The sequence below is a fragment of the Kineococcus siccus genome (assembly GCF_009906795.1).
Taxonomy (GTDB): Bacteria; Actinomycetota; Actinomycetes; order Actinomycetales; family Kineococcaceae; genus Kineococcus; species Kineococcus siccus.
This window is the reverse complement of sequence record NZ_JAAALN010000118.1, coordinates 1-13,607: the sequence shown is the minus strand read 5'-3', so window position 1 is coordinate 13,607 and position 13,607 is coordinate 1. Positions and strand designations below refer to the sequence as shown.

Sequence of the window (13,607 nt, the reverse complement as noted above, 5' to 3'; positions counted from 1 at the left end):
CGGCAGTGCCGCGCCGGGAGCGCCGGGGGCGGGCTGAGCCGCCGCCGCGGCGGCACCCGCGGGGCCCGCGGCCGGTGCGCTCACGAGGGAGGCCGGCACCGTCGTGCCCGTCGTCCCTGTCGTCCCCGTCGTCCCCGTCGTCCCCGACCGGTCGACCCAGGGCTGGGTCGTCCGCGGCGCGGAGGACCACGGCTGGACCGTCCCGGGCGGGACCGTCCCGGACGGGGTCGTCCCGGGCTGGGTCGTCCCGGGCTGCGGGCTCCCCGGCTGCGAGGTCGCGGGCTCCGTCGTCCAGGGCTGGGTGGTGGCGTGGCGGACGGGCAGCGGCAGCGGCAGCCGCGTCGCCGCACCCTCCGGTGCGGTGGTGAGCCCCGGGGCGCCGGCGGTGTCGCCGGGCCCGGGAGCGAGCCGCGCGGCCGCCGCGGCGGGGGGCCCGGCCACCGTCGCGGGCACGAGCGCCGGCAGCGCGCGGGGCGGGAGCGTGGCCAGCCCGAGCCCGACCAGCGAGGGGTCCACGGCCGGCGGGGCGGGCGGCGGCGCGGCCGGGCCGTGCGCGTCGGCGTCCCCGGCGCTCCCCCCGGTCCCGGCGCCGAGGTCCGCGACCGCCTGGTCGAAGGACTCCGCGAAGCCGGCGCCGCGCTCGCCGCCGGCGCGGGCGGGAGCGGCGGGGGCCGCGGTGGCGACGGGCAGCACGGCGATCGTGGGGGTGCTCACGCGAGGCCTCCGAGGCTGGCGGTGATCTTGCGGACGTAGTTCTGGGTCTCCGGGAACGGCGGGATGCCGCCGTGCTTGCGGACGTTGCCCGGGCCTGCGTTGTAGGCGGCGAGCGCGAGCGAGACGGTGCCGAAGGTCTTCACGTGCGCGCTGAGCAGCCGGCCCGCACCGTCGATGGCCTGGGCCGGGTTCATCGGGTCGATGCCCATGCCCCGGGCCGTGGCCGGCATGAACTGCATGAGCCCGAGGGCCCCCGCGGGGCTCTTGGCCCTCGGGTCGTAGCCCGACTCCTGCTTCGCGACCGCGGACAGCAGACCCGACGGCAGGCCGTACTTCCGCTCGGCGGCCGTGAACGCGGCGTCGTACGGCGCGGACTTCGCGGTGCTCGCGACGGGGCTCGTGAGCCCCGCCGGGCGGACGTAGTCGGAGGCGCTGCTGCCGGCCGCCGGGGTGAGCAGCGCCGCGGCCGCGAGGCCCGCGCCCGCCGCGGCGGTGGCCGCCGTGGTGCCGAGGCGGCGGATGGTCATGGGGGTCTCCCACACCTTGGAGATCTTCACGACGTCGCCCGTCTTCGGGGCGTGCAGCATCTGCCCGTCCCCGACGTAGATGCCGATGTGGTGGCCGTTCTCGAGGACGACGAGGTCGCCGGCCCTGGCGTTGGCGAGCCCGCCGCGCACCTCGACGCCGGCCCCGGCCTGCTGGGCGGCGGTGCGGGGCAGCGTGATCCCTAGCTCCTTGGCCGCGGTCTGGATGAGCCCCGAGCAGTCGAGGCCCTTGTCGGGGTTCGTGCCACCCCACAGGTACGGCACGCCGAGGTACTTCCTCGCCGTGGCGAGCAGCTGCTCCCCCGTCGTGCCGCTCGCCCCGTAGCCCGGGTCGACGGCGCGCGCGCCGCGCACGACGGACCCGCCCGAGGAGGACAGGACGCTGGCGAAGTCACCGGTCGCGGCCTCGGCAGCGGCCGGGGTCTCGGCCGGGGCCGTCCGCAGCGAGGCGGGACGGGCGTAGGGGTTGGCGGCCGCGAAGGAGGCGATGCGGTCCTGGATCTCGGCGATGCGGGCCTGCACCTCGGCGACGGGGCTCACAGGTCGTTCCCTTCCCGGCGGGCGCGCCGGCGGGCGCGGGCGGCGAACTCGGCGACCGTGCGGTCGTCCAGCGCGTTCTGGTCGGCGGCCAGGGCGGCCTGCTCCTGGGCGATCTCGTGCCGTTCGACGAGGCGCTCCAGCGAGCGCTCGGCGCGGCGGGCGCGCGCCCACTGGGCCTGCCGCTGCCCGACCTCGCTCTCGGCCATGGCCGTGAGCGCGCGGGTGGCGTCGAGGTCGGCGACGAGCGCGGCGCGGCGGGCCACGCCGGCGGTCCAGGCCAGCATGCTCTCGTCGGACAGGTGCGCCTGGCCGAGCTCGTGGCGCACGCGGGCCGCGCTGCGCTGGCGGTTGCGCAGCACGGCGTTGGCGGCGGCGAGCTCGCCCTTGGCGAACTCCTGCTGCACCTTGCGCAGCTTCAGCAGCGCGAGGATGGCGCGCGCGCTCACGCGCCGCCCCCGAGCGTCGCGGCGAGCCGGGCGAGCTGCGCCCAGGCCTGCTCGGCGGGGGTGATCTCGTCGATGTCCTGGCGCAGGAAGGCGTTGATGGCGGGCAGCGCGGCGACGGCGGCGTCCACGTCGGGGTTCGCCCCGGGCTGGTAGGCGCCGACCTCGATGAGCTCCTTGGCGTCGCGGTGCGCGGCCAGCACGCGGCGCAGCGTCGTGGCCAGGGCCCGCTGCTCCTTGCTGGTGACGCGGCCGGCGACGCGCGAGACGGAGTCGAGGACGTCGATGGTCGGGAAGTGCCCGGCCGTGGCGAGCTTGCGGTCCAGCACGACGTGGCCGTCGAGGATCGAGCGGGCGGAGTCGGCGATCGGCTCGTTGTGGTCGTCGCCGTCGACGAGGACCGTGTAGATGCCGGTGATGGAACCGACGACGCCGGGCCCGGCGCGCTCCAGCAGGCGCGGCAGCAGCGCGAACACCGACGGCGGGTACCCGCGCGTCGCGGGCGGTTCGCCGACGGACAGCCCGATCTCCCGCTGCGCCATGGCGACGCGGGTCAGGGAGTCCATCATGAGGACGACGTCGGCCCCCAGGTCCCGGAACGACTCCGAGACCGCGGTGGCCGTCATGGCGGCGCGCAGCCGCAGCATGGGCGCCTCGTCGGAGGTGGCGACGACGACGACCGAGCGCGCGAGGCCCTCGGCCCCCAGGTCGTCCTCGAGGAACTCGCGGACCTCGCGGCCGCGCTCACCGACGAGGGCGAGCACGGAGACGTCGGCCGCGGTGCCGCGGGCGATCATCGACAGCAGCGAGGACTTGCCGACGCCGGAACCGGCGAAGATGCCGAAGCGCTGGCCGCGGCCGGCCGGCACGAGCGTGTCGAGGGCGCGCACACCCAGTCCGAGGGGGCTGGCGACGCGCTGGCGCGAGAGCGCGGGCGGCGGTGCCGCGTGCAGCGGCGAGCGGGGCGCCCCCAGCAGCGGCGGTCCGCCGTCGAGGGGGTTGCCGAGCGCGTCGACGACCCGGCCGAGCAGGGCGGGGCCGACGGGGACGGTCGAGGGGCGGCGGGTCGCGACGGCGGGCGCGCCCGCGGCGAGGCCCGTGAGGTGGCCCAGGGGCAGGCAGCGCAGCCGGCCGTCCTCGACGGCGACGACCTCGGCGGGGATGCGGGCCGCGTCACCCGCGCGGCCGAGCCACAGGGTCTCCCCCACGGCCGCCGCGATCCCCGAGACCTCCACGGAGAGACCGACGATGGAGCTGACGCGACCGCTGACGAGCGGCCGGGCGGCGTCGACGGCGCGGTCCACCTGCCCCCGCAGCACGTCCCGCACGTCGCCGGCCAACCGGCTCGACACGAGCGTCGTCCCGCCCACGCTTGCTCCCCTGCTGCTCGTGCTGCTCGGACGAGGCCCCCGGCGACCGGCGGTCAGGCCGCGGTGACGGGTTCCTCCACGACGCCGGACTCGCCGTCCGGGCCGCTGACGAGAGCGTCGAGGGCCCGGGCGACGCTCGCCCGCAGGCGCGCGTCGACCTCGGTGTCCCCCTGCCGGGCGATCGCGTCACCCGGCTGGAGGCCCCCGTCGGCCACGAAGCTCACGCCCGGTGCATCGGCAGCGGCCGCCGATCCCTTGAGGCCGTCACCCGTGAGGGCGATCAGGTCGTCCGGGTGCACACGCACCGTGACGGCGATGCCGGGGGCCAGCGGGCGCAGGGCCCGCTCCACGGCGTCGCGCACGGGGGACGCGGCGAACTCCAGCTCGCGGTCGAGCACGGCCCCCGCGAGGTCCAGCGCGAGTTCGAGCACGGTGTCCGCGAGGGACCCGACGAGCGGTTCCTCGCGGGCCAGGAGGTCCGCGGCCGCCGCCGAGACGGCCGAGGTGGCCCGTCCCAGCGCGGCGCGGCGCTGCGCCTCGTGCGCCCGGGCGGTCGCGTCGGCCGCGTCCCGCTCGGCGGCCCGCTCGGCCGCGGCCCGCTCGGAGGCGAGCTGCATGCCGCGCGCCCACCCGGCCGCGTAGCCGGAGGCCCGCGCGGACTCGCGCATCGCCTCGACCTCGGCGCCGCCCGGGACCTCGAAGGTCGTGAAGGGCCGCTCCCGCGGCGCGGCCGGCCCCGCGCCGCGGGACCCGGCCGGCGCCGCGAGGAACACCCGCGGGCTCGCGGCCGGGGCCGTGCTCGCGGGGGTGAAGCCGCGGTCAGGAGACGAAGTCATCTTCGCTCCCGGCTCGCGACAGGACGATCTGGCCGGACTCCTCGAGGCCGCGGATGACCTGGACGATCTTCGTCTGGGACTCCTCGACCGCGGAGGTGCGGACCGGGCCCATCATGTCGATCTCCTCGAGCAGGTTCTCCCGCGCCCGCTCGGAGACGTTGCGCAGGATCTTGTCGCGCACGGCCTCCTTGACGCCCTTCAGCGCCGTGGCGAGGTCCGCGGTCTCCACGCCGCGCAGCACGAGCTGGATCGCCCGGTCGTCGAGGGTCGTGATGTCCTCGAAGACGAACATGAGGGCGCGGATCTCCTCGGCGAGAGGCGCGTTGACCTTCGCGAGGCCCTCGAGGATGCTGCGCTCGGTGCCGCGGTCGGCCCGGTTGATGATGTCCACCAGCGGCTTGACGCCGCCGACGGCGGTGTTGTTCTTGGGCTGCAGCACCGAGGAGGTGCGGCGCTGGACGACGTCCTCGACCATCCGGACGTACTCCGAGGACGTGCCCTCCATGACGGCGATGCGGTGCGCGATGTCCGCCTGCACCTCGGGCGCCAGGCCCCCGAGGATCATCGAGGACTGGTCCGGGCGCAGGTGCGCCAGCACCAGGGCGATCGTCTGCGGGTGCTCACCGGTGAGGAACGTGAGGATCTGCTGCGGGTCGGCCTGGTGCAGGAACTGGAACGGCTGCACCACGGTGGACTCCGCGACCCGGCCCAGCACGGCCGCGGCCCCGTCGGCGCCGAGGGCACCCTCCAGCAGGCCCTGCGCGAAGTCCATGCCGCCGGCCCCCGCGCGCAGCGGGTTGGCGATCATGCCGTGGAACTCCTCGAGCACCGCCCCCGCGATCTCGGGGGCGACGGCGCGCAGCCGCAGGATCTCCGCGGTCAGCTCCTCGATCTCCGCGGGGCGCAGGAGCGCGAGGACCTTGCCCGCGTTCTCCTGGCCGACCTGCACCAGGAGCACGGCGGCCTTCTGCGCCCCGGTCAGCGGGGCGATGGCGAGCTCGGTGGACGGCACGGTCAGCTCCTCCGGTCTGCGAGCCAGCCGCGGAGGAGCTCCGCGACCTCTTCGGGTTGGCGGGACACGAGCTCGACGACCTCGTCGCGGCGGGCGGCCGCGGCCTCCAGGGCCGGGTCGACCGGGGCGGGCTCGAGGGCGATCCGCTGCCGCGGGACGCCCTGCTCGAGCATCCGCGGCTCGGCGTTCTCGTCGGTGATGTCGCCCAGGCTGATCGGCGGGGCGTTGACGTCCAGGACGTCCACGCTCTCGTCCTTGCGGCGGCGGAAGGCCACCAGGACCATGATCAGCATGACCAGCACCAGGAGGGCCAGCGCGGCCGTCTTGGCGTAGCCGATGAGGGCGTCCTGCTCCTCGGCCTTCTGCGCGGCCTCCAGCGCGGCGCCCGCCTCGGTCGCGGCGCTCGCGTCGAAGGCCATCTTCGTGACCGTCACGGTGTCGCCGCGGCCCGGGTCGAGACCCGCCGCGTTCGTCACGAACTGGGTGATCTGGTTGACGTCCGCAGCACCGGCCTTCGTCGCGTCGATGACGACCGCGACGGACTGGCGCTTGACGGACCCGGGCGCGGCCTGCGTGACCTCCTCGACCGTGTTGACCGCGTTCTCCTCGGACACGTCCTTCTTGGTGTAGCCGCCCTCGCCGGCGCCCTCACCGGCGGGCACCTGGATGTTGTCCGGGCCCAGGACGCCGCCCACGGGGTTGCCGGCGCCGTCGTAGATCTCCTCGGAGCTGCTGCTGGCGATCGGGTCGACGCCGTCGGGCTGCGTGAACTGCTTGGAGGTGGAGGTGCGGGCGTCGAAGTCCAGCGTGGCGTTGACGGTGGCGATGACGTTGCCCTGCCCCAGGACGGCCTCGAGCTGCTGCTGCAGCGCGCCGCTCGCCGCGGTGTTGTAGTCGCCCGTCTTCTGCTGCATGGCGCCGGCGCCGGAGTCGTCGGTGGACAGCGTGTTGCCCTTGCCGTCGACGACGGAGACGTTCTTCGGGTCCATGCCCTCGACGCCGCGGGCGACGAGGTTGACGACCGAGAGGACCTGGTCGCTGGTGAGCGACTTGCCCGGCTTGAGCATGACCAGCACCGACGCGGTGACCGGGTCCTGCTCGTTCAGGAAGACGCTCTTGGCCGGCATGGCCAGGTTGATCTTGGAGGTCTCGACGCCGTCGATGGACTCGATCGTCTTCTCGAGCTCCGAGGACAGCGCCTCCTGGTAGTTCTTCTGCTGCATGAACTCCGACGTGGTGACGCCGGACTGCTCGTTGAGCAGGGCGTAGCCGGACTCCGTGTCCGCCGGCAGCCCCTCGGCCGCGGCCTGCAGGCGCTGCTCGTACACGGCGGCCTGCGGGACGGAGATCGTCGCGCCGTTGTCGCTGAGCTCGTACGGCACGCCGGCGGACTTCAGCTGCTCCACGATGGCGGAGGCGTCGGCACCGGACAGGTTCGAGAACATCGGCGTGTAGGTGGGCTTGGCCACCCACTGCGAGAACAGGACACCGCCGACGATGAGGGCGGTGACGACCGCGAGGACGACGGCCTTCTGGCCGGCGGAGAAGCTCTTGAAGCCGGTGGCGAAGCGCTTCGCACCCTCGACGATCGCTGCGGGACCCTTGGTCGCCTGGGCCATCAGATCTGCATCCTCATGATCTCGGTGAAGGCCTCAACGGCCTTGTTGCGGACGGCCGCGGTGAGCTGGGTCGCCAGTTGGGCCTCGTTGCTGGCGATCATGTAGTCGTGCACGTTGGTCAGGTTCCCCGTCGCCGCCTTCAGCGCCAGGTCGTCGGACGTGGACTGCAGCCCCTGCAGCTTGTCCAGCCCGCCGGAGAGCAGGGAGGCGAAGTCGGTGCCGGAGGAGGACCCGACTCCGGCCGTCCCCTCCAGCCCGCTCATCGCCTGCGGACCGCCGAGGGCGGACGCCGCGGTGGCGGAGGTCTGCGTCGTGTCGCTGACGCCCCGCGTCATCTGCGCGTTGTCCATGTCGCCCAGGTCGTAGCCGAAGCCCACGGCCTGGGTGCCGAGGGCACCGCCGATCGACTCGATGCTCACGGGGATCAGCCCTTCCCGAGCTGCAGCGCAGCCTGGTAGGCGTCCTTGGCCCGGTCGACGACCGCCAGGTTGGCCTGGTAGGCGCGCTGCGCCATCAGCAGGCTCGTCATCTGGGTGCTCATGTCGATGTCCGGGTACTTGACGTAGCCGTCCTCGTTGGCGAGCGGGTTGTCGGGCTCGTAGGCGAGCCGGCCCTCGGTCCCGCCCAGGACGATGCCGCCCATCTGCACGCCCTTGCCGTCGCCGGCCTCGCGGGCCACGACGTAGCGAGCCTGGAAGGCGTCCTCGTCCGCCGAGACGGCGGTGTTCATGTTGGCCAGGTTGTCGCTGACCGCGTCCATCCACTTGCGGTTCACCGTGACCCCGGTCCCGGCGATGCCGATGGCCTCGAAGATCGTCATGGTCGGCTGCTCCAGGTCGGGGCGGACGGGGGGAGGAGGAGGCGCGCGGTCACCGCATGCCCATCGCGGTCTTCAGGAGGGTGTACTTGGAGTTCATCGCCGACAGGACCGTGTCGTAGCTCAGCTTCGTCGAGATGTTCGACAGGGTCTCCTCGTCGAGGTTCACGTTGTTGCCGTCCTCGCGGGTCGGCTCCAGCGACTTGCGGGTGCGGATCCCGGCGGTCGCGGCGCCCGCGGCGCTGCCGCTGTCCACGGCCTGGGCGAGGGAGTCCTCGAAGGACACCTTGTTCGCCAGGTAGTGGGGCGTGTTGATGTTCGCGATGTTGTCGGCGATGGCACGCTGACGCGCCTGCAGACCGTTCAGCGCGGTGTGCAGCGCGATGGTGGTGATGTCAGGCACGGGGGCCACCCTCCGACGGCCTCACCGACCCTGGTGGTCGGCGAGGAGTGCGATCTGGTCCGGCGGCCGGTCCCTGGCCTGTGGTGCTGGGCGCGTCCTGCGCCACAGCACCTCATTCGGCGTCCGCCCGCCGGATCTTGAGCGCCCAGGTGGCGGATCCGTGCTCTGGGCCGCCCGGGGCGCATCTGTCACCCGGACGGCCCAACGTTCACCCGGACGCGCTGGACAGCCTGCGCCGCAAGGGCAGCGGCCGGCGGCGTCGCCCGTGGCCGCCGGAGGCCCTCAGCCGGTCAGCGCGTCCCAGCTCGCGCGCAGCCACGGCACCGCGATGGCGGCCGTGGGGGCGACGAGGACGACGGCGGAGGCCGCGTAGACGGTGACGGCGAGGCGACGGCGCGGCAGCGCGCGGTCCCCGCCGGCGCACTCCCCCGCCGGGCGCTGCGCGAGGCGGCGCACGCGGGTCGCGGCGTCGGAGCCGAGGGCCATCTCGCCCTCGCCACCGGGCGCGCTGGCCAGCTGCACGAGGGCGCGGGCCAGCGGCAGCGAGCCGGCGCGGGCGCGCGCGGCGTCGTCGGCCAGCATCTCGACCAGCAGCCGCACCGTGTCCAGCGCGGAGCGCGAGCTCACCAGGCGCGGGAAGGCCGCGTGCAGGGCCGTGAAGCCCTCCAGGACGAGGTCGTGGCGCGCGCGCAGGTGGGCCCGCTCGTGGGCCAGGACGGCCCGCACCTCCGCGGGCGTCAGCTGCTGCAGGACGCTGTCGGAGAGCACGACGCGGTTGCCGCGCACCCCGGGCACGCAGTAGGCCACCCGCCCCGGGCCGGTGAGCACCCGCACGCCGGACTCGCCCAGCACGGCCCGGTCGACCTCGCCCGTGCTCTCGCGCCGGTGCAGCAGGTCGACCATCTCGCGGTGGCGGTTGCGGCGGCGCCGGGTGCGGACGCCGACGAGCAGCGCGACGGTCCAGAAGCGGATCGTCACGACCGCGACGAGGAAGGACGTCAGGCCGTTGAGGGTCGTCTGCAGCAGCCCGTGACGGGCGAGGAAGGGGAAGCCGGGCTGCTCGGTGAACAGCAGCGTCAGCGAGGCCAGGCCCGCGCCCAGCGTCGCGAGGACCGCGGCGAGCGCGATCGACTGCCAGAGGACGAGAGCCGCCCGCGGCACCTGCCAGGTCCAGCGCGCCCGGGCCAGGAGGGCGGGCACCGGGCCCGCCAGCACGAGAGCGAGCGCCGCGAACCAGACGGCGGTCACGTCGGTCCGGTGGGGTCCCCAGCCGGGTCGGCGGCGGTCACGGCGTCGAGCGCCTCGCGCAGGGCGGCGGCCTCCGCCGGGGACACGCCGCCGACGAAGTGGACGAGGGCGGCCTGGCGGTCGTCCTCGCGGGAGACGCCGCCCAGCGCGTCGAGCATGAGCGAGGCGACCATCTGCTCCTGCGTGGCCGCGGGCGAGTAGCGGAAGGCCCGGCCCTCGCGCTCCTGGCGCACGACGTGCTTCTTGGCCAGGCGGTCCAGGACCGTCATCACGGTGGTGTAGGCGATCTTGCGGTGGGCGGCCAGCTCCTCGTGGACCTCCCGGACCGTCAGGGGGCGCCCGGCGCCCCACAGCCGGTCCATCACATCGCGCTCGAGCTCACCCAGTGCCACGTGATCGATGTTACGTCACCCGGCCGGGAGGAACGCCACCACCCGTACTACAGTTTGTCGTACTACGACGCGACGTCGTAGTACAGGCGGCAGCCGCCGCCCGCACCACCACTCCCGTGGAGGACCCCCGTGGACCTCGAGCTCCTGACCCGGTTGCAGTTCGCCGTCACGACGCTCTACCACTACCTGTTCGTCCCGCTGTCGATCAGCCTCTCGCTCATCACGGCCCTGCTGGCCACGGCCCACGTGTTCGGGCGCCCGCCGTTCGGCCGGATCGCCGACCGCGAGCGCTGGGGCCGGCTGAGCCTGCTGACCGGCAAGGTCCTCGTCGCCACGTTCGCCGTCGGCGTCGTCACGGGGCTGGTCCAGGAGTTCCAGTTCGGCCTGTCCTGGAGCAGCTTCGCCCGCTTCTACGGTGACGTCTTCGGCCCCACCCTGGCGATCGAGGGCATGCTCGCGTTCTTCCTCGAGGCGACCTTCCTCGGCCTGTGGTGGTTCGGCCGCGACCGCCTGCCCCGGCTGGTGCACCTCGCGACCATCTGGGTCGTCGCGGTCGGCACGACGATCTCCGCCTTCGTGATCCTCGCGGCCAACTCCTTCATGCAGAACCCCGTCGCCTACACCGTCGACGAGACCACGGGCCGCGCACGGCTGGGCAGCTTCTCCGAGCTGCTGACCAACCCGCTGAACCTCGCCGCCTTCCCGCACACCATGGCGGGCTCGCTCATGGCCGGCGGGGCCCTGGTCATGGCGATCGGCGTGTGGCACCTCGTGCGCGGCGGCCACGCGGCCGACTCCGAGGACTTCGCCGCCTTCCGGGCGCTGTCGCGCCTGGGCGCCTGGGTGACCCTCGTCTCGGGCGCCGCCACGGCCGCCACGGGCGACGCGCTGGGCAAGGTCATCACGCAGGTCCAGCCCATGAAGATGGCTGCGGCGGAGGCGCTCTACTCGACCACGACGTCCGCGCCCTTCTCGATCTTCGCCTACGCCCCGCCCGGCACCGACCGGCCCACGTTCAGCGTCGAGGTCCCCGGGCTGCTGTCCTTCCTCGCCAAGGGCAGCTTCACGGCGGAGGTCTCCGGGCTGAAGGACCTGCAGGACGCCTACGTCGCGCAGTTCGGCCCCGGCGACTACACGCCCTGGATCCCCGCGGCGTTCTGGAGCTTCCGCCTCATGATCGGCGTCGGGATGCTGGCGGCGCTCGTCGCGCTCGTGCACCTGTGGCTGACCCGCAGCGGCCGGCCCCTGCACGTGGACTCCCGCCTCGCGACGAGCGTGCTGTGGTCGGTGCCCGTGCTGCCGCTGCTGCCGATGGCCGCGAACTCCTTCGGGTGGATCTTCACCGAGACCGGCCGCCAGCCGTGGCTGGTGTTCGGCCTCTTCAAGACCGCCGACGGCGTCTCCCCCGGGCTGTCCGTGCCGGAGGTGGTCGTCTCGCTGGTCGCCTTCACGCTCGTCTACGGCGCGCTCGCCTGGGCCTGGACGGCGCTCGTGGTGCGGCTGGTGCACGCGGGGCTGCCGACGCTGCCGGCCGCCCGTCCCGCCGACGACGCCGCGGCCCGCTCCGCCGACGTCGCGATCACCTACTGAGGGAACGACATGACGCTCGACCTGCCCGTCCTGTGGTTCGCCGTCGCCGTCGGCGCCTGGGTGCTGTTCCTCGTCCTGGAGGGCTTCGACTTCGGCGTCGGGTTCCTCGCGCCCCTGCTGGGGCGCGACGACGCCGAGCGCGGCGCCGTCGTCCGCACCGTCGGGCCCGTGTGGGACGGCAACGAGGTGTGGCTCGTCGCCGCGATCGGCGTGACGTTCGCGGCCTTCCCCGACTGGTACGCGGCCCTGCTCTCGGGCCTGTACCTGCCGATGGTGGCGATCCTGCTGCTGCTCGCTGCGCGCGGCGTGGCCATCGAGTTCCGGGCCAAGCACGACTCGGCCCGCTGGCACGCGCGCTGCGACGCCGTCCTCGCGACGTCCTCGCTGCTGCTCGCCGCCGGCTGGGGCGCGGTCCTCGGCGTCCTCGTCTCGGGGCTCGCGATGGCTGCCGACGGCGAGGTCCACTCCGTCGGCGTGCTCGGCGGGCTGACCCGCTCGCTGGACCCGCTGGTGGCCCCGGCAGCGGTGCTGGGCGCGGTCGCCGGGCCGCTGCTGGCCGCCGTGCAGGGGGCCACCTTCCTGGGCCTGCGCACCACCGGGGTCCTGCGGGTCCGCGCGCGGCGCGTGGCCGTGGCCGGCGCCGCCCTGGCGGCCGCGGGCACCGCGGTGGCCGTCGTCACCTCCCTCCAGCCCGTCGTCGCCCTCGCCGCCGCGCTGCTCGGCGTCGCGGCCCTGGCGGCCTGGACGAGGCACGAGGCCGTCGCCTTCGCGGCCACCTCCCTCGCCCTCGCCGCGGCCGTCGTCGGCGTCTTCACGGCGCACCTGCCGGTCCTGCTGCCCACGACGCTGCCGGGCGGCGCCGACGTGGCGCTGCGCACCGCGGCCGCGACCCCGCAGGCGCTGGAGCTCATCTCGGTCGTCGGCGTGGTCGTCCTGCCCGGCGTCGTCGCCTACCAGCTGTTCTCCTACTGGGTGTTCCGCCGCCGCGTCGCCAGCCCGCGCGCGGTGCAGGCGCCGCGCCGCTCCCCGGGCGGCACGGCCGCACCGGCCGAGCCGGTGTCCCGGTGACCAGCACCCCGGCCACCACGACGGCGACGACGACGACCACGAGGGCGACGACGACCGCGGGCGCCGCCCGCCCCGCCCGCGGTCCCGTCGACCCCCGGCTGCTGCGGCACGCGGCCCCGGCCCGCCGCGGGATCGCGGCGGTCGCGGCCGTCGAGGTCGCGAGCGCCGGACTCCTGCTGCTGCAGGCGTTCGCGCTCGCCGACGTCGTGGTCGCGCTGTGGTCGGGCACGGCGGCGGGGGCCGCCCTGGCGGGTCTGGCCGGGACGGTGCTGGCGCGCGCGGTCGCGGCCTGGGCGTTGGCCCGGCTCACGCAGGCCACGGCGAGCGCGGTGCGCGCGGACCTGCGCGAGCGCCTCGTGCGCCGCGTCGTCGAGCTGGGCCCGGCGTGGGCCGAGCGGCACGGCACGGCCCGGCTGGCCGCCCTCACCGGTCAGGGCCTCGCGAGCCTCGACGGGTGGTTCACGCGCTACCTGCCCTCGCTGGTCTCGGGCGTGCTGCTGCCCCCGGTCGTCCTGGTGCTGCTCGTCGTGCAGGACGTGGAGTCCGCCGTGGTCGTGGCCGCGACCCTGCCCCTGGTCCCCGTCTTCGCGGTGCTGCTGGGCCGGGCCACGCAGGCCCGCGCCGACGAGCAGTGGCGGGCGGGCGAGACCCTCGCGGCGCACTTCCTCGACGTCGTCCGCGGCCTGCCGACGCTGCGCGCGCACCGGCGCGCGTCCCGCCAGGTGCAGGCGGTCGCGGCCACCACCGACGCGCACCGCCGGGCCACCACGTCGGTGCTGCGGCTGGCGTTCCTGTCCTCCACCGCCCTGGACCTGCTCGCCACGCTGTCGGTCGGGCTGGTCGCGGTCACGGCCGGCATGCGGCTGGCGGGGGGCACGCTCGACCTGCACACGGCGCTGCTCGTCATCCTGCTGGCCCCCGAGGCCGTCCGGCCGCTGCGCGAGGTCGGGGCCCGCTTCCACGACTCCGCGGGCGCGGCCGGACGGCCTCGGGGGCCAGCAGGATGACGA

At 75.0% G+C, this 13,607-nt stretch carries 14 protein-coding genes and 1 pseudogene; 3 read left to right on the top strand and 12 right to left on the bottom strand.

Annotated elements, in window-relative coordinates; genetic code table 11:
• The 12 genes and pseudogenes from GTR02_RS13615 to GTR02_RS13560 form a co-directional block, all read right to left on the bottom strand.
• Positions 1-714: pseudogene (locus tag GTR02_RS13615) on the bottom strand (hypothetical protein); the annotation flags it as partial.
• Positions 711-1,799: a transglycosylase SLT domain-containing protein gene (locus tag GTR02_RS13610; RefSeq protein WP_166608035.1), complete on the bottom strand. Its 1,089-nt coding sequence runs from the start codon at positions 1,797-1,799 to the stop codon at positions 711-713. The pseudogene GTR02_RS13615 and the gene GTR02_RS13610, both read right to left, overlap by 4 nt.
• Positions 1,796-2,245, bottom strand: coding sequence for a hypothetical protein (locus tag GTR02_RS13605; protein WP_166608034.1), 450 nt, complete (start codon positions 2,243-2,245; stop codon positions 1,796-1,798). The genes GTR02_RS13610 and GTR02_RS13605 overlap by 4 nt, the downstream gene beginning before the upstream one ends.
• Entirely contained in the window at positions 2,242-3,570 is a 1,329-nt protein-coding gene (locus GTR02_RS13600; protein WP_166608038.1) for a FliI/YscN family ATPase, read from the bottom strand. The genes GTR02_RS13605 and GTR02_RS13600 overlap by 4 nt, the downstream gene beginning before the upstream one ends.
• 95 nt (positions 3,571-3,665) lie before the next feature.
• Positions 3,666-4,448, bottom strand: a complete 783-nt coding sequence (locus GTR02_RS13595; RefSeq protein ID WP_166608033.1) for a FliH/SctL family protein — start codon at positions 4,446-4,448, stop codon at positions 3,666-3,668.
• Positions 4,432-5,460, bottom strand: coding sequence for a flagellar motor switch protein FliG (gene fliG / locus GTR02_RS13590; RefSeq protein WP_166608032.1), 1,029 nt, complete (start codon positions 5,458-5,460; stop codon positions 4,432-4,434). Before fliG ends, GTR02_RS13595 begins: the two co-directional genes overlap by 17 nt.
• Before the next feature lie 2 nt (positions 5,461-5,462).
• Complete coding sequence (gene fliF / locus GTR02_RS13585; RefSeq protein ID WP_166608031.1) at positions 5,463-7,079, bottom strand: flagellar basal-body MS-ring/collar protein FliF; 1,617 nt, start codon at positions 7,077-7,079, stop codon at positions 5,463-5,465.
• A complete protein-coding gene (gene fliE / locus GTR02_RS24525) occupies positions 7,079-7,498 on the bottom strand; it encodes a flagellar hook-basal body complex protein FliE (protein WP_205709227.1) in 420 nt (139 codons plus the stop codon). Before fliE ends, fliF begins: the two co-directional genes overlap by 1 nt.
• Before the next feature lie 5 nt (positions 7,499-7,503).
• Entirely contained in the window at positions 7,504-7,899 is a 396-nt protein-coding gene (locus GTR02_RS13575) for a flagellar basal body rod protein FlgC (RefSeq protein ID WP_166608030.1), read from the bottom strand.
• Between the two features lie 49 nt (positions 7,900-7,948).
• A complete protein-coding gene (flgB, locus tag GTR02_RS13570) occupies positions 7,949-8,299 on the bottom strand; it encodes a flagellar basal body rod protein FlgB (protein ID WP_166608029.1) in 351 nt (116 codons plus the stop codon).
• 282 nt (positions 8,300-8,581) lie between these two features.
• Positions 8,582-9,547 (bottom strand): M48 family metalloprotease, encoded by a 966-nt coding sequence (locus GTR02_RS24520; protein WP_166608028.1) that lies wholly within the window; start codon positions 9,545-9,547, stop codon positions 8,582-8,584.
• Positions 9,544-9,909 carry a BlaI/MecI/CopY family transcriptional regulator gene (locus GTR02_RS13560; RefSeq protein ID WP_205709229.1) on the bottom strand — a complete coding sequence of 122 codons (366 nt, stop codon included), beginning with the start codon at positions 9,907-9,909 and terminating at the stop codon, positions 9,544-9,546. Before GTR02_RS13560 ends, GTR02_RS24520 begins: the two co-directional genes overlap by 4 nt.
• A gap of 159 nt (positions 9,910-10,068) precedes the next feature.
• Here GTR02_RS13560 and GTR02_RS13555 point away from each other — a divergent pair, with 159 nt between their 5' ends.
• The 3 genes from GTR02_RS13555 to GTR02_RS13545 are packed head-to-tail and all read left to right on the top strand — an operon-like array spanning position 10,069 to position 13,604.
• Positions 10,069-11,529 (top strand): cytochrome ubiquinol oxidase subunit I, encoded by a 1,461-nt coding sequence (locus GTR02_RS13555; protein ID WP_166608026.1) that lies wholly within the window; start codon positions 10,069-10,071, stop codon positions 11,527-11,529.
• Between the two features lie 9 nt (positions 11,530-11,538).
• Positions 11,539-12,597, top strand: a complete 1,059-nt coding sequence (gene cydB, locus GTR02_RS13550) for a cytochrome d ubiquinol oxidase subunit II (protein ID WP_205709226.1) — start codon at positions 11,539-11,541, stop codon at positions 12,595-12,597.
• Positions 12,594-13,604 (top strand): ABC transporter transmembrane domain-containing protein, encoded by a 1,011-nt coding sequence (locus tag GTR02_RS13545; protein ID WP_166608025.1) that lies wholly within the window; start codon positions 12,594-12,596, stop codon positions 13,602-13,604. Before cydB ends, GTR02_RS13545 begins: the two co-directional genes overlap by 4 nt.
• The last annotated feature ends 3 nt before the right edge of the window (positions 13,605-13,607 follow it).

Coding starts and splice junctions, on each gene's coding strand:
- GTR02_RS13595 (WP_166608033.1), bottom strand. CDS start 4,448: ATGACTTCGTCTCCTGACCGCGGCTTCACCCCCGCGAGCACGGCCCCG.
- fliF (WP_166608031.1), bottom strand. CDS start 7,079: ATGGCCCAGGCGACCAAGGGTCCCGCAGCGATCGTCGAGGGTGCGAAG.
- GTR02_RS13575 (WP_166608030.1), bottom strand. CDS start 7,899: ATGACGATCTTCGAGGCCATCGGCATCGCCGGGACCGGGGTCACGGTG.
- GTR02_RS13560 (WP_205709229.1), bottom strand. CDS start 9,909: ATGGACCGGCTGTGGGGCGCCGGGCGCCCCCTGACGGTCCGGGAGGTC.
- cydB (WP_205709226.1), top strand. CDS start 11,539: ATGACGCTCGACCTGCCCGTCCTGTGGTTCGCCGTCGCCGTCGGCGCC.